29 protein-coding genes are annotated in these 22109 nt (G+C 66.2%); 15 read left to right on the top strand and 14 right to left on the bottom strand.

Annotated features, from left to right (window positions below):
* Nucleotides 1–76: 76 nt before the first annotated feature.
* Complete coding sequence (locus ASE61_RS18510; protein ID WP_061969430.1) at nucleotides 77–988, top strand: DMT family transporter; 912 nt, start codon at nucleotides 77–79, stop codon at nucleotides 986–988.
* Between the two features lie 133 nt (nucleotides 989–1121).
* Nucleotides 1122–1535, top strand: coding sequence for a hypothetical protein (locus ASE61_RS18515; RefSeq protein WP_061969432.1), 414 nt, complete (start codon nucleotides 1122–1124; stop codon nucleotides 1533–1535).
* Between the two features lie 10 nt (nucleotides 1536–1545).
* On the opposite strand, the gene ASE61_RS18520 is transcribed toward ASE61_RS18515, so the two are convergent.
* Nucleotides 1546–2181 (bottom strand): pyridoxamine 5'-phosphate oxidase family protein, encoded by a 636-nt coding sequence (locus ASE61_RS18520; protein ID WP_061969434.1) that lies wholly within the window; start codon nucleotides 2179–2181, stop codon nucleotides 1546–1548.
* 173 nt (nucleotides 2182–2354) lie between these two features.
* Here ASE61_RS18520 and ASE61_RS18525 point away from each other — a divergent pair, with 173 nt between their 5' ends.
* From ASE61_RS18525 to ASE61_RS18540, 4 genes are all read left to right on the top strand, one after another.
* Complete coding sequence (locus ASE61_RS18525; RefSeq protein ID WP_061969436.1) at nucleotides 2355–2813, top strand: hypothetical protein; 459 nt, start codon at nucleotides 2355–2357, stop codon at nucleotides 2811–2813.
* Between the two features lie 16 nt (nucleotides 2814–2829).
* Nucleotides 2830–3495: a ribonuclease T2 family protein gene (locus tag ASE61_RS18530; RefSeq protein ID WP_061970242.1), complete on the top strand. Its 666-nt coding sequence runs from the start codon at nucleotides 2830–2832 to the stop codon at nucleotides 3493–3495.
* 63 nt (nucleotides 3496–3558) lie between these two features.
* On the top strand, nucleotides 3559–4410 hold the full coding sequence (locus ASE61_RS18535; protein WP_061969438.1) for a 23S rRNA (adenine(2030)-N(6))-methyltransferase RlmJ: 852 nt from the start codon (nucleotides 3559–3561) through the stop codon (nucleotides 4408–4410).
* Between the two features lie 34 nt (nucleotides 4411–4444).
* Entirely contained in the window at nucleotides 4445–5047 is a 603-nt protein-coding gene (locus tag ASE61_RS18540; protein ID WP_061969441.1) for a glutathione S-transferase, read from the top strand.
* Between the two features lie 159 nt (nucleotides 5048–5206).
* Here the strand turns inward: ASE61_RS18540 and ASE61_RS18545 are convergent, their stop codons facing one another.
* Nucleotides 5207–5857, bottom strand: a complete 651-nt coding sequence (locus ASE61_RS18545) for an outer membrane protein (RefSeq protein ID WP_061969443.1) — start codon at nucleotides 5855–5857, stop codon at nucleotides 5207–5209.
* A gap of 373 nt (nucleotides 5858–6230) precedes the next feature.
* Between ASE61_RS18545 and ASE61_RS18550 the strand changes: the two genes are divergently transcribed.
* Complete coding sequence (locus ASE61_RS18550) at nucleotides 6231–7046, top strand: glycosyltransferase family 2 protein (protein WP_061969445.1); 816 nt, start codon at nucleotides 6231–6233, stop codon at nucleotides 7044–7046.
* A complete protein-coding gene (locus tag ASE61_RS18555; protein WP_061970244.1) occupies nucleotides 7039–7785 on the top strand; it encodes an SDR family oxidoreductase in 747 nt (248 codons plus the stop codon). Before ASE61_RS18550 ends, ASE61_RS18555 begins: the two co-directional genes overlap by 8 nt.
* A gap of 3 nt (nucleotides 7786–7788) precedes the next feature.
* On the opposite strand, the gene ASE61_RS18560 is transcribed toward ASE61_RS18555, so the two are convergent.
* The 8 genes from ASE61_RS18560 to ASE61_RS18595 all read right to left on the bottom strand — a co-directional run bounded on the left by ASE61_RS18560 (nucleotide 7789) and on the right by ASE61_RS18595 (nucleotide 14053).
* Nucleotides 7789–8418 carry a 2-hydroxychromene-2-carboxylate isomerase gene (locus ASE61_RS18560; protein ID WP_061970246.1) on the bottom strand — a complete coding sequence of 210 codons (630 nt, stop codon included), beginning with the start codon at nucleotides 8416–8418 and terminating at the stop codon, nucleotides 7789–7791.
* 126 nt (nucleotides 8419–8544) lie between these two features.
* A complete protein-coding gene (locus ASE61_RS18565) occupies nucleotides 8545–8814 on the bottom strand; it encodes a hypothetical protein (protein ID WP_320409880.1) in 270 nt (89 codons plus the stop codon).
* A gap of 155 nt (nucleotides 8815–8969) precedes the next feature.
* Entirely contained in the window at nucleotides 8970–9734 is a 765-nt protein-coding gene (gene pgeF, locus ASE61_RS18570; protein WP_061969448.1) for a peptidoglycan editing factor PgeF, read from the bottom strand.
* A gap of 42 nt (nucleotides 9735–9776) precedes the next feature.
* On the bottom strand, nucleotides 9777–10868 hold the full coding sequence (locus ASE61_RS18575) for a class I SAM-dependent methyltransferase (protein ID WP_061969451.1): 1092 nt from the start codon (nucleotides 10866–10868) through the stop codon (nucleotides 9777–9779).
* Nucleotides 10865–11719 (bottom strand): prolipoprotein diacylglyceryl transferase, encoded by an 855-nt coding sequence (gene lgt, locus ASE61_RS18580; protein ID WP_061970247.1) that lies wholly within the window; start codon nucleotides 11717–11719, stop codon nucleotides 10865–10867. The genes ASE61_RS18575 and lgt overlap by 4 nt, the downstream gene beginning before the upstream one ends.
* Before the next feature lie 84 nt (nucleotides 11720–11803).
* Nucleotides 11804–12823: an NADP-dependent oxidoreductase gene (locus ASE61_RS18585; protein WP_061969453.1), complete on the bottom strand. Its 1020-nt coding sequence runs from the start codon at nucleotides 12821–12823 to the stop codon at nucleotides 11804–11806.
* 142 nt (nucleotides 12824–12965) lie between these two features.
* Complete coding sequence (locus ASE61_RS18590; protein ID WP_061969456.1) at nucleotides 12966–13538, bottom strand: chloramphenicol phosphotransferase CPT family protein; 573 nt, start codon at nucleotides 13536–13538, stop codon at nucleotides 12966–12968.
* Nucleotides 13535–14053, bottom strand: coding sequence for a MarR family winged helix-turn-helix transcriptional regulator (locus ASE61_RS18595; RefSeq protein ID WP_061969458.1), 519 nt, complete (start codon nucleotides 14051–14053; stop codon nucleotides 13535–13537). The genes ASE61_RS18590 and ASE61_RS18595 overlap by 4 nt, the downstream gene beginning before the upstream one ends.
* Before the next feature lie 119 nt (nucleotides 14054–14172).
* On the opposite strand from ASE61_RS18595, the gene ASE61_RS18600 reads away from it, so the two are divergent.
* The gene (locus ASE61_RS18600) at nucleotides 14173–14526 is read left to right on the top strand and encodes a cupin domain-containing protein (RefSeq protein WP_061969460.1); all 354 of its coding nucleotides are present in this window, start codon (nucleotides 14173–14175) and stop codon (nucleotides 14524–14526) included.
* A gap of 152 nt (nucleotides 14527–14678) precedes the next feature.
* On the opposite strand, the gene ASE61_RS18605 is transcribed toward ASE61_RS18600, so the two are convergent.
* From ASE61_RS18605 to ASE61_RS18615, 3 genes are all read right to left on the bottom strand, one after another.
* Nucleotides 14679–14939 carry a hypothetical protein gene (locus ASE61_RS18605; protein ID WP_061969462.1) on the bottom strand — a complete coding sequence of 87 codons (261 nt, stop codon included), beginning with the start codon at nucleotides 14937–14939 and terminating at the stop codon, nucleotides 14679–14681.
* Nucleotides 14940–14981: 42 nt separating this feature from the next.
* The gene (rpsU, locus tag ASE61_RS18610; protein ID WP_061969464.1) at nucleotides 14982–15272 is read right to left on the bottom strand and encodes a 30S ribosomal protein S21; all 291 of its coding nucleotides are present in this window, start codon (nucleotides 15270–15272) and stop codon (nucleotides 14982–14984) included.
* Nucleotides 15273–15412: 140 nt separating this feature from the next.
* Complete coding sequence (locus ASE61_RS18615) at nucleotides 15413–15622, bottom strand: cold-shock protein (protein ID WP_061969466.1); 210 nt, start codon at nucleotides 15620–15622, stop codon at nucleotides 15413–15415.
* A gap of 380 nt (nucleotides 15623–16002) precedes the next feature.
* Between ASE61_RS18615 and uvrC the strand changes: the two genes are divergently transcribed.
* The 4 genes from uvrC (at nucleotide 16003) to ASE61_RS18635 (ending at nucleotide 19553) form a co-directional block, all read left to right on the top strand.
* A complete protein-coding gene (gene uvrC, locus ASE61_RS18620) occupies nucleotides 16003–18123 on the top strand; it encodes an excinuclease ABC subunit UvrC (protein ID WP_061969468.1) in 2121 nt (706 codons plus the stop codon).
* Nucleotides 18124–18189: 66 nt separating this feature from the next.
* Nucleotides 18190–18801, top strand: coding sequence for a CDP-diacylglycerol--glycerol-3-phosphate 3-phosphatidyltransferase (gene pgsA / locus ASE61_RS18625; RefSeq protein WP_061970249.1), 612 nt, complete (start codon nucleotides 18190–18192; stop codon nucleotides 18799–18801).
* Nucleotides 18798–19091, top strand: coding sequence for a molybdopterin converting factor subunit 1 (gene moaD / locus ASE61_RS18630; RefSeq protein WP_061969470.1), 294 nt, complete (start codon nucleotides 18798–18800; stop codon nucleotides 19089–19091). The genes pgsA and moaD overlap by 4 nt, the downstream gene beginning before the upstream one ends.
* 3 nt (nucleotides 19092–19094) lie before the next feature.
* The gene (locus tag ASE61_RS18635) at nucleotides 19095–19553 is read left to right on the top strand and encodes a molybdenum cofactor biosynthesis protein MoaE (protein ID WP_061969472.1); all 459 of its coding nucleotides are present in this window, start codon (nucleotides 19095–19097) and stop codon (nucleotides 19551–19553) included.
* A 109-nt stretch (nucleotides 19554–19662) separates the two neighbouring features.
* Here the strand turns inward: ASE61_RS18635 and ASE61_RS18640 are convergent, their stop codons facing one another.
* The gene (locus ASE61_RS18640; RefSeq protein ID WP_061969474.1) at nucleotides 19663–20550 is read right to left on the bottom strand and encodes a branched-chain amino acid aminotransferase; all 888 of its coding nucleotides are present in this window, start codon (nucleotides 20548–20550) and stop codon (nucleotides 19663–19665) included.
* A gap of 183 nt (nucleotides 20551–20733) precedes the next feature.
* Between ASE61_RS18640 and ASE61_RS18645 the strand changes: the two genes are divergently transcribed.
* Together ASE61_RS18645 and ASE61_RS18650 are read left to right on the top strand one after the other, a co-directional pair.
* On the top strand, nucleotides 20734–21237 hold the full coding sequence (locus ASE61_RS18645) for a MarR family winged helix-turn-helix transcriptional regulator (protein ID WP_413813546.1): 504 nt from the start codon (nucleotides 20734–20736) through the stop codon (nucleotides 21235–21237).
* An 84-nt stretch (nucleotides 21238–21321) separates the two neighbouring features.
* Nucleotides 21322–22065 (top strand): response regulator, encoded by a 744-nt coding sequence (locus ASE61_RS18650; protein ID WP_061969476.1) that lies wholly within the window; start codon nucleotides 21322–21324, stop codon nucleotides 22063–22065.
* The last annotated feature ends 44 nt before the right edge of the window (nucleotides 22066–22109 follow it).

Here is a 22109-nt window from a genome sequence, read left to right on the forward strand (position 1 = left end):
GGCATGCGGCGACGCGGATTGCCACGCGCTCCCAACTCGGCCAGTGGTGGCTCGCCCTTGGAAACCCTCGCCTGACATGACCGCCCGCAACGCCTCGCTCGCCGGCATCGCCATGATGCTCATCGGCATCCTGCTGTTTTCGCTGAACGACGTCATGGGCAAATGGCTGGTCGCGACCTACACGGTCGGGCAGCTCCTGGTGGTGCGCAGCCTGGCGGCGCTCGTCGTCATCCTGCCCTTCGTGTTCAAGCAGGGCGTGCAGCGAACATTGCGGCCGGAGCGTCCCGGCCTGCAGGCCCTGCGCGTGCTGTTCAGCTCGGGCGAGGTTGCACTGTTCTATCTTGCCGTGAGCTATCTGCCGCTCGCGGACGCGATGACGATCTGGCTCGCGGCGCCGGTCTGGGTAGTGATCCTCGCGGCATTGCTGCTCGGCGAGCGCATCGACGGCTGGCGGTGGCTCGCTATCGCGCTCGGCTTTACCGGCGTCGCGGTCTCGCTCAATCCGAGCGGCGCCAGCCTGTCCATGCCAGCCCTGATCGCCGTGCTCGGCAGCTTCTTCTTCGCCGCGATGATGATCGCCGGGCGTCAATTGCGCGGCACCCCGGATGTCACGCTGGTCGCCTGGCAGACGCTCGGAGCCCTCCTGATGGGGCTCGCGCTCCTGCCCTTCGGCTGGGTGACACCCACCCTGAAGGACGCCGCCCTCCTCGCCTTGCTCGGCATCGTCGCGATGGGTGCGCATATCTGCGTCACCCGCTCGCTCAAGCTGGCCGAGGCCTCGGTCGTCGTGCCCTATCAGTACACGCTGATCGTCTGGGCGCTGGTCTTCGGCTGGTTCATCTTCGGCGACTGGCCGACGCCGGCCATGCTTTGCGGAGCGGCCCTGATCGTGGCTGCCGGCCTCGTCCTGCTCATCCTGGAACGGCGCGCCACCGTTGCGACCTACAAACCCGTCGTCAAAGCAGCTACAATCCGCCAGCAAGGCTGAGACGCGAAAGAGCACGCCGACGGATCGGAAGCCATCAGACGCCTGGATCGTCACCGTCGGCCTCGGTGCGGCCGGCTTCGGCCTCTTCATGGCGCTTGCCGGCTGGTTTGCCTGGCCCCTGCCCCGAGACAGATTGACGGTTGCCGAGCATGTCGGCCCGATCTCGATCGAGACGCCCATCGTCAGCGGCGGGATCGGCCGCAATCGCGGCGGCTATCGCACCCAGCTCCTTCCCCTCGTCGCATCCGGCCGGATGCTCCGGACCTACGCGCCGCCGCGCAATCTCTGGGTCGACGGCCTCGAGGATATTCGCTGGGGCCAGCCGCTGCGCTTCCTCGTCGACCCCGATGCTGGGCTTGTCTACGAGGCGACGAGCGCAGGAAAAACCCTGCTCTCCTACGACAGGAGCTTCGCAAATCTCTCGGAATCGGCGCGCAACCGCAGCCTGATCGGCCTTGGCTTCCTTGCTTTCGCCGCCTGGCAACTCGGCACGCTCCTGTACCGCCGCCGGCAGGATCGCTCAGCCAGCGGCATGTCCGAGCGCTGAGCAGGCACCCTCAATACAGGCGTAGGCGGTAGGCTTCCTCGAGATTGCGATCGGCCTCGTCGCCATCGACCGCCTTGGTCTGGTCGGCAATGATGCGGCCGAGCGTCGGAAAGGAGTTGCGCGGCACCTGCGAGGCCGGGTCCCACAGCTTCGAGCGGATCAGCGCCTTGCCGCAATGGAAATAGGCTTCCTCGACCGTGACAACGAGCCCGGTCACCGGCACGCGTTCCTGCATGACGGAAGGCGCCAGCAGAGCGGGATCGCGCGTCGCGTGCGCCTTGCCGTTGACGCGCAGGGTCTCCGGAATCCCTGGTACCATGAAGACGAGCCCGACACCCGGGGCGGAGAGGATGTTGCCGAAGGAATCGACCCGGTTGTTGCCGCGCCGGTCGGGGATGAGCAGGGTATTGTCGTCGAGCACGCGCACGAAGCCCGGCCCGTCGCCGCGCGGACTTGCATCGGCATTACCCTCGGCATCGCAGCTCGCAAGAACCAGGAAGGGCGAGAGCGCGATGAAATCCCGGCAGAACTGGTCGAGCCGGCGCAGCACCTTGCCGGTCGCCAACGGCGAGACCGGGCCGATATGGCCGCGCAAGGCATCCGCGTCCTCGATGCGCGCCGCCGGATCGTCGAAGCAGTCCGTCATGTCATTTCCCCGTGTTTATCCGATCAATCTGTCCGATTGCCGCGGATCGCGCCAGCGCGGGGGATTCGTACCGGCCCGACTTCTCCGCATGGCGCTCTCTGCCGCCTTGACCGGCGCCCGGTGCACCGCCATCGTGCATGCCAACTTCGCCCTCCCATACGAGGCCTGATTCGATGCGCCGCGCCCTGCTGCGAACCGCCCTTGTTTCCATCGCCTGCATCGCGGGCTTCGCGGCCAGCGCAGCGAACGGCCGCTTCGTCCATCCTGCGGACCGCGCGGAGAACCGCACCTTCGCGATGTACGGCAACCTCCCCGGCTGTGACGACCCCGCCGTGCTCGGTGAAGTCACCAGCCGCTTCAATTCCCGCGAGGACACCTATTGGGGCCCGCTCCAGGCGCTGTCCTACGATCGCGTTTCGCAGATCGGCTATCGCAGCTGGGGCGCCGACTTCATCCCGCGGCGCTTCTGCAGTGGCCGCGTCCTGTTGAACGACGGCAAGTTCCGCCGCGTCGATTATTCCGTACGCGAGTCTCTCGGCCTCTTCGGCATGACCTGGAACGTCAACTGGTGCGTCAACGGCCTCGACCGGCAGCGTTCCTATGCACCCAATTGCAAGATGGCGCGCCCGTAACCCAGGCGGTCCGATGATGAAGCGGCTGTTGGTCGCGGCGGGCTTGGCACTGTTCGGCTTCATCGCCGCGGGCCATGCGCAAGGCTTCGGCCAACGCAGCGCCGCGCCCGGCGATTTCGATTTCTACGTCCTGGCGCTGTCCTGGTCGCCGGGCTTTTGCGAACTCGACGGCGACCGCACGCGCAATCGCGAGCAATGCGGCGAGGGCTCCGGCCTACGCTTCGTCGTGCATGGCCTCTGGCCACAGAACGAGCGCGGCTATCCCAGCGATTGCGGCCCGGCCGGACGATCGCCTTCCCGGATCGCGATGGAACAGGCGGAAGGCCTGTTCCCGACCGAGGGGCTCGCCCGCTACCAGTGGCGCAAGCACGGCACCTGCACGGGCTCGAGCCCGAGCGACTATTTTCGCGATGTCCGCCGCGCCCGCGAGAAGGTCGTGATCCCGCCGGCCCTGGCCAAGGCGGACCGCGACCAGAGCTGGACCGCAATCGATCTCGAACGCGCCTTCGCCGCCGCCAATCCGGGTCTCCGCCCGGATATGATGTCGGTGGCCTGCAAGCGCGGCGTTCTCCAGGAGGTCAAGATCTGCTTCACCCGGGATCTCCGCGACTTCCGCACCTGCCAGCAGGTTGACCGCTCCGGCTGCCGCGCCCGGGAATTCACGGTCGTCGGCCCGCGCTGAAAGCGGGATACGGCAAGACTTTGCCGCTTTCGGTCCAGCGCGGCTTCCTCTACCAACGGCGGCATGAACTATCGCCATGGCTTCCACGCTGGAAACTTCGCCGATGTGCTGAAGCATGTCGTGCTGACCCGCATCCTGCTGCATCTCAACGCCAAGCCGACGCCCTACCGCATCATCGACACCCATGCCGGGAGCGGCCGCTACGATCTCGATTCGGAAGAGGCGCTCAGGACGCATGAATGGAAGGACGGCGTCGCGCGGATCGATCGCTCGCCCCTGTCTCCCGCGGTCGAAGCCCTGCTCGTCCCCTATCGCGCCGCGCTGGAAGGCGCCCGCGCCCTCTATGGCTCCGGCGCCTATCCCGGCTCGCCCTGGCTCTGCCGCCATGCGATGCGGCCGGATGACCGGCTGGTCGCGGCCGAGCTTCATCCCTCGACCTTTCGCAAGCTGACCGAAGCCATCGGGTACGACCAGCGCTGCAAGCCGCTCGCCATCGACGGCTGGACGGCACTGCGAGCCAATATTCCGCCGAAGGAACGCCGCGGCCTCGTCCTGATCGATCCGCCTTTCGAGGAGAAGGACGAATTCGCCACGCTCGCCGCACAATTCATCGCGGCGCACCGCAAATGGCCGACCGGGATCTATGCGCTCTGGTATCCGATCAAGGGCGGCAACGGCGTCGAATCCCTCATGGATGCCATCGATGATGCCGGCATCGGCCGGCTCCTGCGCCTGGAGATCGATGTCGACCGCCCGGAAGCGGCAGGCGGCCTCAGTGCCACCGGCCTGCTGGTCGTCAACCCGCCCTGGCGGCTGGCCGAGGAGGCGGAAACGCTGCTGCCGGCACTGACCGAACGGCTCGCCCAGGGCGCGCGGCCGCGCTATCACTGCGAGACGATCCGCCCCGACGGCTGATCGCTCTCCCCGCTCCGCATCAAGGATTTCGCCGATGCTCGTCCTGCGCTCCTCCCCCGCCTCCCCGTTCGGCCGCAAGGTCAAGATGGCGGCTCTCGAACTCGGGCTGATGGACCGCATCGAGATCGTCCCGGCCGACACCACCGACCCGGCCGAGGCGCTGCGCCGGCAGAACCCTCTCGGCAAGATCCCGACGCTGGTGCTGGAGGATGGCACGACGCTGTTCGATTCCCGCGTCATCGTCGATTATCTCGACCATCTCAGTGGCGGCAGGCTCATCCCGGGCGGCGAGGCGCGCTTCGCCCAGTTGCGGCTGCAGGCTCTGGCCGACGGCATCTGCGACGCCGCGCTACTCAAGGTCTATGAAGGGCGCTTCCGGCCGGAGGAAGGCCGCAACGCCAACTGGGTCGCGCATCAGGACGGCAAGGTCGCGCGCGGGCTGGAAGCGCTCGAAGCCGCGCCGCCCGTCTTCGCCGATCGCCCCCGCATCGGCGAGATCGCGCTCGCCTGCGCGCTGGGCTATCTCGACCTGCGCTTCGAGGGCAAATGGCGGGCCGATCATCCGAAGCTCGTCGCCTGGCTCGACGATTTCGCCGCCCGCGTCCCCGCTTTCGAGACGACCCGCTTCAAGGGCTGATCGAAACGGCGGCGCGCAGCGTCAGCCCCCAAACTGTAAAGCCGGCGACTCTGGTCGCCGGCTTTTTTATGTCCTGCCACCTGGAGGCGCTGGCATTCAGGCAACAAAAAACCCGGTGGCCGAGGCCACCGGGTCCGTTCTGTCTCCGGAAGGAGAGGATCAGAACTTGTAGCTGAGGCGGGCGCGGACGACCGAGAAGTCGGTGCCGACCTTGGTGCCGCCACCGAGGAGGTTCTTCTCGCCCAGGTCGACGTAGAGGTACTCGACGCCGGCGATGATGTTGTTGGTGACGGCATACTCGAGACCGCCGCCGACGGCGAAGCCGCCGGTGTGGCTGCGATCCGTCGAGAAGCCGATCGCCGGGATCGAGGTCTTCACGTTGCCGTAGGCCCAACCACCGGTGATGTAGGGCATGAACCGGTCGAAGGCGACGCCGACGCGAGCACGGACGGTGCCGAAGTAATCGGTCTTGACGCCGACGAGGCCGAGGTTGTTGCCGCTGCTGAGGTCAGCAGCCTGCAGGTCGGCTTCGAGACCGACGACGAACTGGCCCATCTGGTAGTTGTAGCCGATCTGGCCACCGCCGACGAAGCCGTCGAGATCGCCAACGTTGGCGAAGCCGCCAGCGTTCACGTTACCCCAGCCGTAGCCGGCGTTGGCACCGACGTAGAAACCGGTCCAGGTGAAAGCCGGCGGCATGTAGACCGGAGCGGCGATCGGGCCCTTGCGGGACGGCAGGTCGGCGGCCGAAGCGGCGCCAGCGGCGACGAGGCCGAGCGCGGCAACGCTCGCAAGCAGATACTTCTTCATGACAAACTCCTTAGTCGTCGCTGACGCCGGAAAACCCGGCGGTTGATTTCGATGAACCCGTTATAAGACCGGGAGCGCGCTTTGTCTGTTGCATCGGAAGCACATCTGCCTTGCAGACCGCGGCAGAAATGCGGCACGAATACGATAACTGAACGCAAATAGGTAAATCCGAGTTAACCAGCCAGTGACTAGCCATTATGGTAAATCGAATACTAATAACAACCCGGTCACTCGCTGGCTCAGGCACATGGCCCGGCCTACAAACGCCGTGGCTTTCCCAAGGTTCCACTGCCTATTGCGCATTTTTCAGCCTGTCTTGCCGCTCAGGCCCGCGCATGCTTAAGCCTTGAGACGACAGGAACCGAAGAAGACCGTGCCGCCTCTCTCGATTTTCATCATCGCCCAGAACGAAGCGGACCGGATCGGCCGGACGATCGAAGCGGCGCAGACGTTGAGCGACGACATCGTGGTCGTCGATTCCGGCTCGACCGACGGCACGCAAGCGCTCGCTGAAGCGCGCGGAGCCCGCGTCATCTTCAATGCGTGGCCGGGCTACGGCCAGCAAAAGCGTTTCGCTGAAGAGCAATGCCGTCATGACTGGTTGCTCAACCTCGATGCCGACGAGGTCGTGCCACCCGATCTGGCAGCCGAGATCGCCGCGCTCTTCGCGAACGGATCGCCGCCGAAGGACGCCTATAAGCTGAGAATCGCCGAGATCTTTCCGGGAGAAGGCGCGCCGCACCGATTCGCCTATGCGCTTGCGCCCGTGCGTCTCTACCGCAGGAGCAAGGGCCGCTATTCGGCCTCGCCCGTGCATGATCGGGTCGATCTTGCGCCGGATGCCCAGGTCGGGCGCCTGCGCGGAACCGTGCATCATTTCTCCGTTCGCTCGCTGGGCGAGCAGATGGACAAGCTCAATGCCTATAGCGATGCGCAGGCCGACGATCTCGACGCTCGCGGCGGTACCCTGTCCGTCTTCCGGCTGGTCGCCGAATTCCCCGCCAATTTCCTCAAGGCCTATATTGGGCGCCGTCATGCATTGCGCGGCATCTACGGTTTCATGACGGCGATGAACTACGCCTTCTATCGCTATCTGCGCGTCGCCAAGCATTGGGAACGCCGCCTGCAACGACGTGCCTCTGCCCAGGCGGCTCCGCCTCCCGCGAATCGTGACGGCCGCGATGGTTGAGGTCGCACTGGTCACCGGCGGCGCCCGGCGAATCGGCCGCGCCATTGTCGAGAAGCTGGCCGAAGCCGGCTATGCGGTCGCGATCCATCACGGCGACAGCCAGCAGGACGCCGAAGCCTTGCTGGGAAAGCTCGAGGCCGGCGGCGCCAGGGCCTGCCTTCTGACGGCCGATCTCGTCGATCCCACCGCCGTCGCGACCCTGATTCCCGCGGCGGAAAAGGCGCTCGGCCCGGTCACGCTCCTGGTCAACAACGCCGCGAGCTTCGTTGCCGACGATGTCCGTTCGCTCGATATCGCGACGTGGAACCGTCAGTTCTCCATCAACCTGCGCGCGCCCTCTCAATTGGTCGGCATCATGGCGGAGCGTCTGCCCGCCGATCTGAAGGGCGCGGTCGTCAATATCGTCGACCAGCGCGTCTGGAAACTGACGCCGCAATATTACTCCTACACCTTGTCCAAGGCCGCCCTGCTCACCGCGACCCGGACACTGGCGCAGGCGCTGGCCCCGCGCATTCGGGTCAACGCCGTCGGCCCCGGCCCGACCTTCCCCAATCATTATGACGGTGCGGACCTGCTCGATCAGGAAGCCGCAGGAACCCTGCTCGGGCATCGCGTCATGCCCGACGAGATTGCCGAAGCCGTGCTCTACCTCGCCCGCGCCGATTCCGTGACCGGCCAGATGATCGCCGTCGATGCCGGCCAGCACCTCGGCTGGCGCACGCCCGACATCGTCGGCTGATTCTCAGACGGCGCCATCCGAGCGATAGGGTGTCCGGCCGCTCGCGAGCGCCGAATCGAGCAACTCGAGCCGGTCCTGTCCCCAGAACACCTCGCCATCGAGCACATAGCTCGGCGCGCCGAATACGCCGGCTTCGACAGCCTGGCCCAGCGCCTCCTCATAGCGTTGCCTGATCGCTGGAGAATCCGCAGCCGCGAGCAACGCCGGCCCATCGAGACCGGCGCGCGACGCACAGGCGAGCAGCGCTTCGGGCTGGCTCATATCCTCGTCGCGCGCCCAGAGGCCGGCCATCACGTCGCCGATGAAGGCCAGTGGGTCGCCACCGGACGCGACGATCGCGATCGCCATGCGGTCGGCCTGCGACGGGTCGAAGGGAAAATGCTTCGGTTGCAGCACGAGCGGCAAACCCCGCGCCTCGCGCCAGCGCTGGAGATCGAGCAGCCGGTAGCGCTGCCGCACGGGGTGCCGCTTCGGCAAGGGCAACCCACCCGTCTCGTCGAACACCGAGCGCAACGGCATCGGGCGGTAGTCGATCGCGCAGCCATGCCGGCGGGCGATCTCATGAAAGGTCGCGTTGCCGAGATAGGTCCACGGCGAATGCAGCGAGAAGTAATAGGTGATGGACCGGGACAAGACTGCCTCGCAGGCTGCTGCTGGAGGCGCAAGCATCGCCGCCATCCGAGCCATCGCGCAAGGTCCCGGCCGCGCGTCATGCGCAGCCCGGCTCCGCAAGGAGCCGGGCCTTTATGCAGAAGCTGGTCAGGCGGCCTTGTTCTTCAGCGCGCCGATGATCGCGGTCAGGACCGCCCCGCCGGCGCCGCCCGCGATCAGGTTGGTCAGGATGCCGCCAATGCTGAAATTGCCGCCTTGCGCCGCAGCGCTGATCGCCGGCAGCACGATCGGGATCAGTTGTCCGAGCACGCCGCCGCCGACGATGCCGGAAATCGTGTTGCCGATCGTCCCGAGATCGAAGCTCGGGCTGGCCTTGCCGGCCGCATTACCGCCGATCGCACCAGCGATCAGGTTCATCAGGATTTGTTCCATGTCGGCCCCGCATCTCAATGCACCGCCCGAACGACATATGCCGCAGGAGGAAGCGATGCGTTCCCCACGGCCCGTGGGAACGATGCCCCGGCCGGCGCGGTGCGACAAGCCGTCGCGCCACGCCATCAACCGCAATCTGCTCAGTCGAGGGTGATGGCCGCGATCAGGCGCCCGTAATCGGGCTCGCCGCGATGGGTCGTGCGCCGGTAGCTGAAGAATCGACGCTCGTCGCCATAGGTGCACAGGCCCATATCGACGAATCGGCCGATCCCCGCTTCCTGCGCCTTGAGCCCGATGAAGGCCGGCAGGTCGAACATCGCATGCGCAGCGCGCTCGGACGGGCTGAAAAAGCGGGAATAGGTCCGGTTCTCGGCCTTGAAGCGTTCGATGAATTCCGGCCCGACTTCATAAGCCTTGGCGCTGATCGTCGGACCGAGCACGGCGGTGATGCGCTCGCGCCTTGCGCCGAGCTTTTCCATCGCCGTCACGGTCGCGCCGACGATGCCGGTGAAGGCGCCCTTCCAGCCGGAATGAGCCGCGCCGATCACCCGCGCCTCGCCGTCGGCGAAGAGAATCGGTCCGCAATCGGCGGTAGAGATACCGAGCGCGACATGGGAGGCCGTGGTCACCATCGCGTCGGCCTTGGGGCGCTCGCCCGGCCAGGGACCGGTCACGACCTCCACATCGGCGGAATGGACCTGATAGAGGCTGATCAGGTTCTCCGGCGCGACTTCGAGATGACGCGCCATCCGCGCCCGATTCTCGACAATCGCCGCCGGGTCGTCGGCAGAGCCGAGCCCGCCATTGAGCGAGGCATAGATGCCGGTCGAGGCGCCGCCTTCGCGGGTGAAGAAGGCGTGTCGGATACCGGCTTCTCCGGCGAGTTCGCGGGCGGTGATGAACATGATCTCGTCCGGTTGGTGCGAGGCCGCGAGGCTCCGCTGAGGTCAGCCCTGGTCTGGCAGCCGATGAAGGTCAAATCCGGGCAGGGGCGGCAGGTTCCGCTGCGATAGCGCGAGAACCTTGAACAAATCGCCCATGCCGGTCTCGCCCGGAGCGATCAGGCGGTCGAAGGCGGCGGAAATGGCCACCCGCTGCTCGGCGTCCGCCTTGAGCGACAGCGCCTGCGCCCGCTGCGGCAGCCCCAGCGCCAGCAGGAAATCGCGCTGCGTCGCCGGCCCGTGCAAGGCGGTACCGGCCTTGAACGCCGCCTGCCCCATGCGCTCGAAATCGACATGGACTGTCAGGTCCGCCTCGCCGGGCTCTGCGAGCGGATCGACGAATTCATGCCGCTTCATGGCCTGCAGCGTATCGCCGAACCCCGAGCGCGCCGAACCGTAGTCGATGAACAGAGCCACCCCGCCTTGCGATGCCAGATGACCGGCAAGCTGCGTGACGATGTCGAGCGCAATGGCAGGCTGCTCGAATACGGAGCCGGCAGCTGCAGCAACCTTCAGAGTGCCTTCGCCGACAGCAGACAGGCCGAAGGTGAGTTCGCCGTCATCACCAAGCCCGACCAGCCGCTCGCGCCACCCCTCCGGGGTCATCACGAACTGGTCGAGCGGCAAGGCGTCGAGGAACTCGTTGGCGATCACGGCCACCGGGCCTTCGAGGGCGCCGGCAATCGCATCGTGCCAGACCGTCTCGAACCCCTTGAGCGCCTCCGCCTGCCGCGCGCGCAGCACCGGGCTGGTCTCGACGAGATGCACCGAGAGCGCTGCATGGAACCCAGGCACGATCCGTGTCGCCCGGAGCATGTCGGCCATCAGCGTCCCGCGTCCCGGCCCGAGCTCGACGAGCCGGAACCGCGCCGGCGCGCCCATCGCCTGCCAGGCATGGGCAGCCCATAGCCCGACCAGCTCGCCGAACATCTGGCTGATCTCGGGCGCCGTGGTGAAATCGCCCTCAGTCCCCAGAGGGTCGCGCGTCATGTAGTAGCCGTGGCGAGGATGGCCGAGCGCCAGCGCCATGTAACGGCCGATGCCGATCGGCCCCTCCTGCCGGATCAGGTCGATGATCTCGGCCTTGAGCGTGGTCACGCCCGCGCCTCGCCGGGCGTCTCGCGCCGGCTGCGCAGCACCAGCCACAGGCCGGCGAAGAACACCGGCAGCGACAGCAGCATGCCCATGGTGATGCCGCCCGAGAGCGCATCGACCGACGTGCCGAACAGGAAGCCGAGCTGCGGATCGGGCTCGCGGAAGAACTCGCAGACGATCCGGGCGACCGCATAGCCCATGCCGAAGACGCCGGCGACCAGGCCCGGCCGCCTGAAGCCGCCGAAGCGGACCAGCAGGTTGACCAGCACGAAGAGCAGGAGCCCCTCGGCGAAAGCTTCGTAGAGCTGGCTCGGATGGCGCGGCAGCGGCCCGCCATTCGGGAAGACCATGGCATAGGGGAAATCCGGCGCCGGACGGCCCCAGAGCTCGCCATTGATGAAATTGGCGATGCGCCCGAGCAGGAGCCCGATCGGCACCACCGCGGCAGCGAGGTCAAAGACCGAGAGGGCCGGATAGCCGCGCCGTTTCGCGAAGAGCCACAAGCCCAGCGTCGCGCCGATCAGGCCGCCATGGAAGGACATGCCGCCCTGCCAGATCGCCAGGATGTCCTGCGGCCGCTCGAGATAGCGTGGCAGATCGTAGAACAGCACGAATCCGGTGCGTCCGCCGAGCACCACGCCGAAGGCGACGAAGAGCAGCATGTCGTCGAGTTCGACAGCTTGAGGCCGAGCCCGCCCGGCCCAGAGCCAGTCCGAGGCCACGAGCTTGCGCGCATACCACCAGCCGCCGAGCAGGCCGACGACATAGGCAAGCCCGTACCATTTGATCGCCAGCGGCCCGAGCTGCACCGCGACGGGGTCGATCATCGGGAAGGGAATGGCAAAGACGGGCATGGCGAGGTCCGGTGGCGGGCGCGGCGAGATGGCCGCGCGCCCGCTCAATGGTCAAGGAAAAAGGCTGGCGCGTGGCGCCCTCGCTCAGAGCTTGACGATCAGCTTGCCGAAATTCCGGCCCTCCAGCAGGCCGATGAAGGCCTCGGGCGCGTTCTCCAGGCCCGCAACGATGTCTTCCTTGTACTTGACCGCGCCCTCCGCGATCCAGCGCGCCATCTCCTCCCGGAAGGTCGGCGCCTGCGCGGCGGCGAATTCGCGCTGGATGAAGCCGCGGATCGTCAGGCTCTTCGAGAGAACGTCGCGCATCATTCCGGGCAGCCGGTCCGGCCCGGGAAACGCGCCGCTGGCATTGTATTGCGCGACGAGGCCGCAGACCGGGATGCGTGCGAACGTATTGAGCAGCGGGAAGACCGCATCCCAGACATGGCCGCCGACATTCTCGAAATAGACGTCGATGCCATCGGGGCAGGCCGCCGCGAGCTTGGCCGCCATATCGGGATCGCGATGGTCGATCACGGAGTCGAAACCGAAGGTGTCGCGCACGAAGGCGCATTTCTCGGGGCCGCCGGCAATGCCCACCGCCCGCGCGCCCTTGATCCGCGCGATCTGCCCGACCGCCGAGCCGACCGGCCCGCTCGCCGCCGCGACGACGACCGTCTCGCCCGGCTTGGGCTGGCCGATGGTGAGCAGGCCGGCATAGGCGGTGAAGCCTGGCATGCCGAGCACGCCGAGCGCCGTCGTCAGCGGCGCAGCTTTCGGGTCGAGCTTGCGCAGTTGCGCGGCGTTCGCGACCGCATGCGACTGCCAGCCGGAATGGGAGAGAACGATATCGCCGGGCTTGAAGGCGGGATCGCGGCTCTCGATCACCTCGCCGACGGTCCCGCCCTCCATCGGCTGCCCGATCTCGGTGGCGGCAGCATAGGATTTCGCCGCGCTCATCCGTCCGCGCATATAGGGGTCGAGCGAGAGATAGAGGATTTTGAGCAGCACCTGCCCGTCGCCGATCGCCGGGATGGCGACGTGCTCAAGCCGGAAGTTCTGCGGGGCGGGACGGCCTTCCGGCCGGGAAGCGAGAACGATTCGAGCGTTGTCGGACTGGGACATGAGTTTCGATCCTCGGTGATATCGGCGCGAGCCTGTCTCAATCATATTGGCGCAGCCTGAGACGGAGGGCAGTCCCCTCGCCCTGCATTCGCAGCCGGCGCGGGCGCGTCGATGACATGGCAATCGGTGAGCCGGGCTTCGCTCAACCGCGGCTGTGGCGCTCGCGCAACCGGTCGAAGGCAGAGGGCCGCATCCGCGCCTGCCATGCGGCGATGACCGCGTCGGCATTGGCCTCCTTGTCCTGCATCGCATCCACCTCGGCATCGTAGAGGCAGTAGGAATGGATGCGGTGGAAGTCGCGCCGGGCATCGCCGAGCGGCCTGTCGCCCCGTTCCCGCTCGCGCCGTTCAAGCTCGTCGAGCGGGCAATGCACACCGACGAAGAAGACGTCATGCCCGGCGAGCGTGTCGACGAGCCGCAGCAGCCAAGCCTCGCTCTCCATGATGTATTCGACGATGAGGTCGTTGCCGGCCTCGACATAGGCGGCGAGCGAGCGTTCGAAGCCGAGGAAGAAGGCTTCCCGCATCATCCGCCAGTCGAATTCCCCGCTCTTGATCCGGGCGCTCGGCAGCACGCCGGAATCGCGGAGATGGTCGATCGAGATATGCCAGAACGGCAGGTCGATCCGCGCCTGGATGGCCCGCGCCAGCGAGGACTTGCCGCTGCTCGACGCGCCGTTGAGCAGGATGATGCGGCCGGGCGTGGTCGGAATCATTCTTCCCGCTCCGGCGGTGCTTCGGTTTCGAGCGTCGCCAGAAGCTCTTTCAGAAGTTCCGCCAAGGCCGCTCGCTTGGCCGGCTCGAGGCTTGCGAGGAACTGCGCCTCGCTCGCCATGTCGGCGCGCAGCGCTTCCTCGGCCCGCCGGAAGCCCAGCTCGGTCAGGACGACGAGCAGGCTGCGCCCGTCCTCCGCCGATTTCTCGCGGCGGATCAGCCCGGCTTTCTCCAGCCGCCCCAGCCGGTGCGTCAGCCCGCCGGAGGTGATCATCAGGAAACGATAGAGCGCTGTCGGCGTCAGTCGATAAGGCGGCCCGCTGCGGCGCAAGGTGCTGATGACGTCGAATTCGCCACGATCGAGGCCGAACCCGGCGAAGGTCTCCTCGATGCTCGGCCGCACGAGATTGGACAGCCGATAAGCCCGCCCCAGGATCGCGGTGGGCGTCGTATCGAGGTCCGGCAATTCGCGGGCCCATTGCGCCCTGACCCGCTCAACATGATCCATCTTCGTCATCGCCTGCCCTTTCCCATCCCTCCTCTGCCTCACAGCCGGCTTCGCGCCAAGAGATATCTCGACATGGAGATAGTTTCAGGTAATTATCTTAGCACAAAGATAATTTGGAGGAGATGGTGATGACGACGGCGATCGACAGCGACATCCTGCGCAGCGGCACGAGCCGGACGGCGAAATTCGAGGGCGGCGGCTATGGCTCGCAGGTCTCGTTCTTCCTGGTCGACAACGAGCCGGGCCAGGGACCGGGCCTGCATGTCCATCCGTATTCGGAAACCTGGGTGATCCGGTCCGGCGAGGCGGAATTCACGGTCGGCCGGGAAAAGCTGCGGGCCGGCGCGGGGGCAATCGTGGTCGGCCCGGCCGGAATCCCTCACAAATTCGTCAATATCGGCTCGGGGAGGCTGGAGCTCATCTGCATCCACGCCAACGACGCTATCGTTCAGGATTGGGTCGGGGAAGGAGCTGCCGCCTGAGCGCGCCCAGAACTGCCGTTGTGCGCGAAACGAATTGCGCCGGCCTTGACGACGCCGCGCCGCCCTAAGGGCGCAATACGCGATCGCGGTGGCGGACGAAATGCAAGGGCGGCGCATCGTGGCGCCTGCCCTTGGTCATCGTCAGCGAAGCTTCAGAGAGATTTCGCAGCGGCCTTGCGCGGCCGCTTTGTCGCCGCCTCGCTGCGTGAGGCAGCCGCCTTGGCCGCAGCCTCCTCGGCATCCCGGGCAAGGCGCAAGGCCCGCAACTTTTCGGTCTTCAGGCGGGTCTGGCTGGCCTGATCCTCAAGCGCCTGCCACGCAACAAGGGCATCCTTCTTGCGCTGCTCGGTGGTCTCGAAAGCCGCCTGCGCCCGAGCCTTGATCTCGTCCAGCTTCATGTTGCGGCTCGACATTCGAAACTCCTTACTCAACAGGCCCCAATTGGTCTCCGCCGATCAGATGGAGGGAGGACGCGGTGCTCCGGCTGCGGGGCCAGCTCCGGGACGGCCCTTGCCGAGGGGAAGCTTGCGCTTCGGCGCCGGCAGCAGGCCTTCGCGCTGCGCCTGCTTGCGGGCAGCCTTCTTGGCGCGGCGAACCGCCTCGCCCTGCTCACGCACGCGTCGTTCGGACGGCTTCTCATAGGCGCGGCGCTGCTTCATCTCGCGAAACACGCCTTCGCGCTGCAGCTTCTTCTTCAGAACGCGGAGCGCCTGCTCGACATTATTGTCCCGAACGAGAACTTGCATGGTTGTCCTTTCCAAAAACACAAAAGGGCCGGGCTTGTTGGTCCCGACCCTTCGACTTAACCGCTGGTGCGAAACTTCGTGTCGCGGCGCCGGTACATCCGTGGTCGCCTCAAAGCGTCGTCGTTCCGCCTCCCAGGCGGTTACTCGGCCCGCAGGTTGTCGGCCGAGCTCTTGCCCGAACGCTTGTCCTGGACGATCTCGTACGAGATCTTCTGGCCTTCGCGCAGATCGCGCATGCCGGCACGCTCGACAGCGCTGATGTGAACGAACACATCCTGGCCGCCATCGTCAGGCTGAATGAAACCGAAACCCTTGGTGGCGTTGAACCACTTAACCGAACCAGAAGCCATATGAGCCTCCCGCAAACATGTTTATCCAAGCCCCATGGAAAACATGCGGCAGTGAGTTCGATAAAAGGAAGAAAATCATCAGCATGTCGCGCTCGAAAGCAGCGAATGGCCAAGTCATCGGGCCTAAATCGAAATTAACAATTAGGCCATGGCCGTCCTGATGTCAATCAGCGGCAGGATGGCTGCTCCGGGAAACGAAAAAGGCGCAACATGAAGAGTCCCGAACAACGATGAGAAACCATCGCCGATCGTGAAACGCTGCCGGTTTCATCGAGGATGTGCCTCGGCGGCGCCGCCGCATCCGCTCTCCTGACATGACGAAGCCGCTGCGGCATCCTACATGGAGGCCGAAAATACAGAGATCAAGAGTACAGAAGCGCATGAGTCGCGAACGCCAGGACGATCTGCCTCAGGACGAGTTCGAGGACGAGGAGGACACCCTCCCCGCGCCCGAAGCCGCGCTCGCCCTCGCGGAAGCCGCTCCCGGCGCACTCAAGGCCGGCATCGAGGTCATCCAGCAATTCGCGAAGCACCTGCCGAACAGGCCCGGCGTCTACCGGATGTTCGATCGCGCCGGCGAGGTGCTCTATGTCGGCAAGGCCAAGAGCCTGAAGAACCGCGTGACCTCCTATGCCCGCGGCATGGCGCATACCAATGCCGTCGCCCGGATGATCGCCGAGACGGCGAATATGGAGTTCGTCACCACCGGCACCGAGACCGAGGCCCTGCTGCTCGAGTCGAACCTGATCAAGCAGCTTCGGCCGCGCTACAACGTGCTGCTGCGCGACGATAAGTCGTTCCCCTATATCCTCCTGACCGGCGGCGAGCACGACGCTCCCGCGATCCTGAAGCATCGCGGCTCGCGCCATCGCAAGGGCGACTATTTCGGCCCCTTCGCCTCGGTCTGGGCGGTGACGCGCACCATCGACGCGCTGCAGAAGGCCTTCCTGATCCGCACCTGCTCGGATTCCTTCTACGAGAACCGCACGCGCCCCTGCCTGCTCTTCCAGATCAAGCGCTGCGCCGGCCCCTGCACCGGCGAGATCTCGATTCCCGACTATCAGGCGCTCGCCGGCCAGGCCCGCGACTTCCTCTCCGGCCGCTCCTCCGCGGTAAAACAGCTCCTCTCCGCCCGGATGCAGGTCGCCGCGGAAGAGCTCGAATTCGAGAAGGCGGCGCGCTATCGCGACCGCCTCGCCGCGCTATCGGCCGTTCAGGCCGGGCAGGACATCAATACGCAAGGGGTCGAGGAGGCTGACGTCTTCGCCATCGACGAGCAGGCCGGGCAGTTCTGCGTCGAGATCTTCTTCTTCCGCAACCACCAGAACTGGGGCAACCGCGCCCTCTTCCCGCGCGCCGACCGCTCGCTGACCCCGGCCGAGGTGCTCGCCTCCGTCGTCGCGCAGTTCTACGACGACAAGCCGCCGCCGCGCCTCGTGCTGCTCTCGCATCCGGTCGAGGAAATCGAGTTGATCGGCCAGGCGCTCACGGCACGCGCCGGCCGCAAGGTCGAGGTCGCACATCCCAAGCGCGGCGAACGCGCCGACCTGATGGCCCATGCCGTCAAGAACGCCCGCGAGGCGCTCGCGCGCAAGCTCGCCGACAATGCCGGCCAGACCGCCCTGCTCGCCACGCTCGGCGCCGCCTTCGGCATGGAGACGCCGCCGCGCCGGGTCGAGGTCTACGACAACTCGCACATCATGGGCACCAACGCCGTCGGCGGCATGATCGTCGCCGGGCCGGACGGCTTCGTGAAGAACCAGTACCGCACCTTCAACATCTCGACCGACACCATCGCTGGCGACGATTTCGGCATGATGCGCGAGGTGCTGACGCGCCGCTTCGCGAAGCTGGCAAGGGAAGAAGGCATTGCCCTGAGCCCTCATCCTGAGGGGGGCGCTGGCGCGGCCGTCTCGAAGGATGCTCCAGGGGGCGACGAAGCCGTGACGATCGCCCTCGGGGAGACGCCTGACGACGCTTCCCAGGGTGAGACCCCGCCAAAGAAGGCGCGCAAGGCGCCGAAGCCCCGCAAGGATGAGGACGGTTTCCCCTCCCGCCCCGATCTCGTCATCGTCGACGGCGGCAAGGGCCAGTTCACCGCCGCGCTCAAGATCATGAAGGAGCTAGGTGCCTCCGACATCCCGCTCGTCGCCATCGCCAAGGGGGAGGATCGCAACGCCATGCGCGAAACCTTCCACATGGAGGGCCGAGAGCCTTTCAAGATGCAGCCGCGCGACCCCGCGCTCTATTTCATCCAGCGCCTGCGCGACGAAGCCCACCGCTTCGCCATCGGCACGCACCGCGCCAAGCGCAAGCGCGAGACGATGAAGAACCCGCTCGACGAGATCCCCGGCATCGGCCCGTCACGCAAGCGGGCGCTGCTGCTGCATTTCGGCACGGTGAAGGCGATCCAGCGCGCCAAGCTCGACGATCTCATGCGCACGCCCGGCGTCAATGCCGCGACGGCCAAGGCGGTGCATGATTTCTTTCATGATGCCTGATAGTTCTGCCACATTCACGCTGTTGCGTGTTGACGCTGCTGCCGCCGCCTTGCTTTGGTGCATCCCGTGACGATTCTTCCAGACGCCATCAGGCGGCGCGGCCCCTGGTCGCTGCCCAACCTCCTCACCTACGGGCGGATCCTGGCGATCCCGGCCCTGGTGGCGATCCTGTTCTGGCCGCGCGACGACTGGATGCGCTGGCTCGCGCTGGGAATCTACACGCTCGCCGCCATTACCGACTATCTCGACGGCTACATCGCGCGGGCCTGGAGCCAGCAATCGGCGATCGGCCGCATGCTCGACCCGATCGCCGACAAGCTGCTCGTCGCCGCCCTGCTGCTGATGCTGGTCTATACCGGTCAGATCGAAGGCTGGACGCTCTGGGCCGCGATCGTCATCCTCTGCCGTGAGATCCTGGTCTCCGGGCTTCGCGAATTCCTGGCCGATCTCAAGGTCAGCGTTCCCGTCAGCAAGGTCGCCAAGTGGAAGACGACGGCGCAACTCTTCGCGCTCGGCTTCCTCGTCGTCGGCCCGGCCGGCGACAAGGTCCTGCCCGGCAACACCACGATCGGCATCGTCCTGCTCTGGGCTGCTGCCGGCCTGACGATCTATACCGGCTGGGATTATTTCAACGCCGGCATCCGCCATCTCGTCGCAGAAGACGAGCGCACGCCATGAATACTGTGACAGCGACCGCGGCGGCGGGCACACGGCCCGTCCGCATCGTCTATTTCGCCTGGGTGCGCGAGCGCGTCGGCCTTCCCGAGGAGACGCTCGACATCCCCACCGATCTCACCACCATCGCCGATCTCGTGCGCTGGCTGAAGGCGCGCGGCGAAGGTTATGAGACGGCCTTCGCCGACGAGACGGTCGTGCGGGCCGCGCTCGACCATGTCCATGCCAAGCCGCAGGCCCGGCTCGGCGCTGCCCGCGAGATCGCGTTCTTCCCGCCAATGACGGGCGGCTAGGCCGTGATCTCGCCCCTCGTCCGCATCCAGCGGGAGGACTTCTCGCTTCAGGACGAGATCGACGCCCTGTCGGCCGGTCGCGCCGATATCGGCGCCGTCGTCTCCTTCACCGGGCTCTGCCGCGACGAGGCCGGCACGCTCGCCGCGCTCGAACTCGAGCATTATCCGGGCATGGCCGAGGCCGAGATCACCCGTGTCGCTAACGAAGCTGCCAGCCGCTGGCCGCTGCTCGGCCTCGTCGCGATCCATCGTTACGGGCTGGTCCGGCCGGGCGAGCAGATCGTGCTGGTGCTGGCGGCTTCGGCCCACCGCCGCGCCGCCTTCGAGGCCGCCGATTTCATGATGGACTACCTCAAGACCCGCGCCCCGTTCTGGAAGCGCGAACACCATGCCGACGGCACGCTCGGCGGCTGGGTCGAAGCCAAGGGCGAGGATGACGCCGCCGCCCGGCGGTGGGAATAAGCCACAGCGTCATTCTCGGGCGGAGCAAAGCTCCGACCCGAGAATCTCATGACGAAAGATCACTGGTTTCCGAGATGCCCGGATCAAGCCCGGGCATGACGGAGCGGCGTCACGCCGCCTTCGTCTGCGGGCGCACCGCAGCCGAATAATCTTCCATGATCACCTTGCCCATGTTGCCGGTGATGAAGTTGTACGGGCCGATCTCGGAGACCAGCGTCACCTCGGCGGCCGAGCCGGTGATGAAGCACTCGTTGAAGCTCTCCAGCTCCTCCGGCCGGATGCGGCGCTCGACCACCTCGAAGCCGCGCTGGCGGCAGAGGTCGATCACCGATTGGCGGGTGATGCCGTTCAGGAAGCGGTCGGCCAGCGGGGTGTGGATCACACCGTCCTTGATGAAGAAGATGTTGGCGCCGGTGCATTCGGCGACATTGCCTTCCCAGTCGAGCATCATCGCATCGGCATAGCCGCCGCGCTCCGCCTTGTGCTTGGAGAGCGAGCAGATCATGTAGAGGCCCGCAGCCTTGGCATGAACCGGCGCACAGGCCGGGTCCGGCCGGCGGTAATCGGCGACGTCGAGCCGAATGCCCTTCAGCTTCGCCGCCATGTCGAACATGCTCGGCCATTCCCACACGGCGATCGCGGTGTGGATCGAATTGTTCATGCCGGACACCGCCATCATCTCCGAGCCGCGCCAGGCGACCGGACGGATATAGGCGTCCTTCAGGCCGTTCTCCTTCAGGCAGAGATATTTGGCCGCGTCGAGCTCGGCGACCGAATAGGGGATCGTGAAATCCATGATCTCGGCTGACTTGTGGAAGCGCTGCGAGTGCTCGGTGCACTTGTAGATCACGCCGTCGTAGGAGCGCTCGCCCTCGAAGATGCAGGAGCCGTAATGCAGTCCATGGGTCAGTACGTGAATTCGGGCGTCCTTCCACGGCACGAGCTTGCCGTCGAACCAGATGACGCCATCGCGCTGGTCGAAAGGAATGACTGACATGGACCTTCTCCTGGGTGCTCGTTTCCGGAACTCCGGCACAGCCGTTTTCGGAACGCAAGCGCGGGTCTAAAGCTGCGTTGCAGCGAGACGCTTTGAAATAATCGTTCGCTCAGCGCCCTTGACCGGTAATCTTGCGTCTGAGATATGTCAATAAGGCTGACCCAAATTTTTGGAAGGCGCGTTTTGGCCTCACCTTCGTCCGACGCAGAAGACCTGCCGCTCAGGCCCTCCTCCGAGGCGGTGCCGCATGACCTGATCGAGCTCTTGTTCTTCGCCTATCGCGACTTCGTCGGCGACCCCGACCGCATCCTCGCCGATTACGGTTTCGGCCGCGCCCATCACCGCGTCCTGCACTTCGTCCAGCGCCGGCCGGGCCTGACCATCGCCGAACTGCTCGACATCCTCCAGATCACCAAGCAGAGCCTGAACCGCGTCCTCAAGGAGCTGGTCGAGAAGGGCTATATCGAGCAGCGCACCGGCCGGCAGGACAAGCGCCAGCGCCATCTCCACACCACGCCCTCGGGCCAGGACCTGGCGCTGCGCCTCGTCCGCCTCCAGGCGAAGCGCATCAACCGCGCGCTCGAAGGCGCGGCGCCCGAGACGGCGGCCATCGCCGCGCGCTATCTCGCCGCCCTGATCGACGCGGCCGAGCGGCCGAAGGTGGAACGACTTCTCGACAAGCCTTAGCGGCGACCCGCTCGCTGCGTTATGCTATGGCAGCCCTGCACCGTGAGCAGCCGATCCGGTCGGCGCAGGAGAGAAGGCGCGAGAATGATCGCAACCGAGACCCTGGCGAAGCCGGCCCGCAAGCCGCTGCCCGACGAGGCCCCGCATATCCTCGTCGTCGACGACGACCGGCGCCTGCGCGAATTGCTGGGGCGCTTCCTCGGCGATAACGGCTTCCGGGTGACGACGGCGGCCAATGCGGCCGAGGCCGACACGCGGCTGGGCAACCTCGTCTTCGACGCGATCGTGCTCGACGTGATGATGCCCGGCGAGAACGGTTTCGATTTCGCGCGCCGCTTCCGCGGTGGCTCCGCCGTACCGATCCTGATGCTGACCGCCCGCGCCGACGGCAAGGACCGCATCAACGGCCTCGAGATCGGCGTCGACGATTATCTCTCCAAGCCGTTCGAGCCGCGCGAATTGCTGCTGCGGCTCGGCAATATCCTGAAGCGCACGCTCGTCGTCGAAGCCGCGCAATCCGGCACGCGGCCGGATTTCGTCCGCTTCGGCCCCTTCATCTATGGGCTGGCGCGCGGCGAATTGCGCAAGGGCGAGGAGACCATCCGCCTGACCGAGCGCGAGCGCGAGATTCTGACGGCGCTGGCCGAACGCGCCGGCGAGGTCGTGCCGCGCGAGGAGCTGGCGGCGCAGGGCTCGGCCGCCAATGACCGCACCGTCGATGTCCAGATGAACCGTCTGCGCCGCAAGATCGAGCGTGACCAGACCGACCCGCTTTATCTCCAGACCGTGCGCGGTGTCGGCTACAGGCTGGTGACGGACCGCTCGTGACGCCGCTGCAACCTGGCAGGAAAGGCCCATCCGCGCTGCGCTCC

The sequence above is a fragment of the Allobosea sp. Root670 genome, assembly GCF_001429415.1.
GTDB lineage: Bacteria > Pseudomonadota > Alphaproteobacteria > Rhizobiales > Beijerinckiaceae > Allobosea > Allobosea robiniae.

Excerpts from the sequence above, each read along its gene's own strand:
- ASE61_RS18520 (WP_061969434.1), bottom strand. The coding sequence starts at position 2,181 with ATGACGGACTGCTTCGACGATCCGGCGGCGCGCATCGAGGACGCGGAT.
- rpsU (WP_061969464.1), bottom strand. The coding sequence starts at position 15,272 with ATGCAAGTTCTCGTTCGGGACAATAATGTCGAGCAGGCGCTCCGCGTT.
- ASE61_RS18565 (WP_320409880.1), bottom strand. The coding sequence starts at position 8,814 with ATGAACCTGATCGCTGGTGCGATCGGCGGTAATGCGGCCGGCAAGGCC.
- ASE61_RS18555 (WP_061970244.1), top strand. The coding sequence starts at position 7,039 with ATGGTTGAGGTCGCACTGGTCACCGGCGGCGCCCGGCGAATCGGCCGC.
- moaD (WP_061969470.1), top strand. The coding sequence starts at position 18,798 with ATGAATACTGTGACAGCGACCGCGGCGGCGGGCACACGGCCCGTCCGC.
- ASE61_RS18615 (WP_061969466.1), bottom strand. The coding sequence starts at position 15,622 with ATGGCTTCTGGTTCGGTTAAGTGGTTCAACGCCACCAAGGGTTTCGGT.
- ASE61_RS18600 (WP_061969460.1), top strand. The coding sequence starts at position 14,173 with ATGACGACGGCGATCGACAGCGACATCCTGCGCAGCGGCACGAGCCGG.
- ASE61_RS18540 (WP_061969441.1), top strand. The coding sequence starts at position 4,445 with ATGCTCGTCCTGCGCTCCTCCCCCGCCTCCCCGTTCGGCCGCAAGGTC.
- uvrC (WP_061969468.1), top strand. The coding sequence starts at position 16,003 with ATGAGTCGCGAACGCCAGGACGATCTGCCTCAGGACGAGTTCGAGGAC.
- ASE61_RS18605 (WP_061969462.1), bottom strand. The coding sequence starts at position 14,939 with ATGTCGAGCCGCAACATGAAGCTGGACGAGATCAAGGCTCGGGCGCAG.
- lgt (WP_061970247.1), bottom strand. The coding sequence starts at position 11,719 with ATGCCCGTCTTTGCCATTCCCTTCCCGATGATCGACCCCGTCGCGGTG.
- ASE61_RS18535 (WP_061969438.1), top strand. The coding sequence starts at position 3,559 with ATGAACTATCGCCATGGCTTCCACGCTGGAAACTTCGCCGATGTGCTG.
- ASE61_RS18595 (WP_061969458.1), bottom strand. The coding sequence starts at position 14,053 with ATGACGAAGATGGATCATGTTGAGCGGGTCAGGGCGCAATGGGCCCGC.
- pgeF (WP_061969448.1), bottom strand. The coding sequence starts at position 9,734 with ATGTTCATCACCGCCCGCGAACTCGCCGGAGAAGCCGGTATCCGACAC.
- ASE61_RS18650 (WP_061969476.1), top strand. The coding sequence starts at position 21,322 with ATGATCGCAACCGAGACCCTGGCGAAGCCGGCCCGCAAGCCGCTGCCC.
- ASE61_RS18585 (WP_061969453.1), bottom strand. The coding sequence starts at position 12,823 with ATGTCCCAGTCCGACAACGCTCGAATCGTTCTCGCTTCCCGGCCGGAA.
- ASE61_RS18530 (WP_061970242.1), top strand. The coding sequence starts at position 2,830 with ATGAAGCGGCTGTTGGTCGCGGCGGGCTTGGCACTGTTCGGCTTCATC.
- ASE61_RS18590 (WP_061969456.1), bottom strand. The coding sequence starts at position 13,538 with ATGATTCCGACCACGCCCGGCCGCATCATCCTGCTCAACGGCGCGTCG.
- ASE61_RS18545 (WP_061969443.1), bottom strand. The coding sequence starts at position 5,857 with ATGAAGAAGTATCTGCTTGCGAGCGTTGCCGCGCTCGGCCTCGTCGCC.
- ASE61_RS18525 (WP_061969436.1), top strand. The coding sequence starts at position 2,355 with ATGCGCCGCGCCCTGCTGCGAACCGCCCTTGTTTCCATCGCCTGCATC.
- ASE61_RS18510 (WP_061969430.1), top strand. The coding sequence starts at position 77 with ATGACCGCCCGCAACGCCTCGCTCGCCGGCATCGCCATGATGCTCATC.
- ASE61_RS18640 (WP_061969474.1), bottom strand. The coding sequence starts at position 20,550 with ATGTCAGTCATTCCTTTCGACCAGCGCGATGGCGTCATCTGGTTCGAC.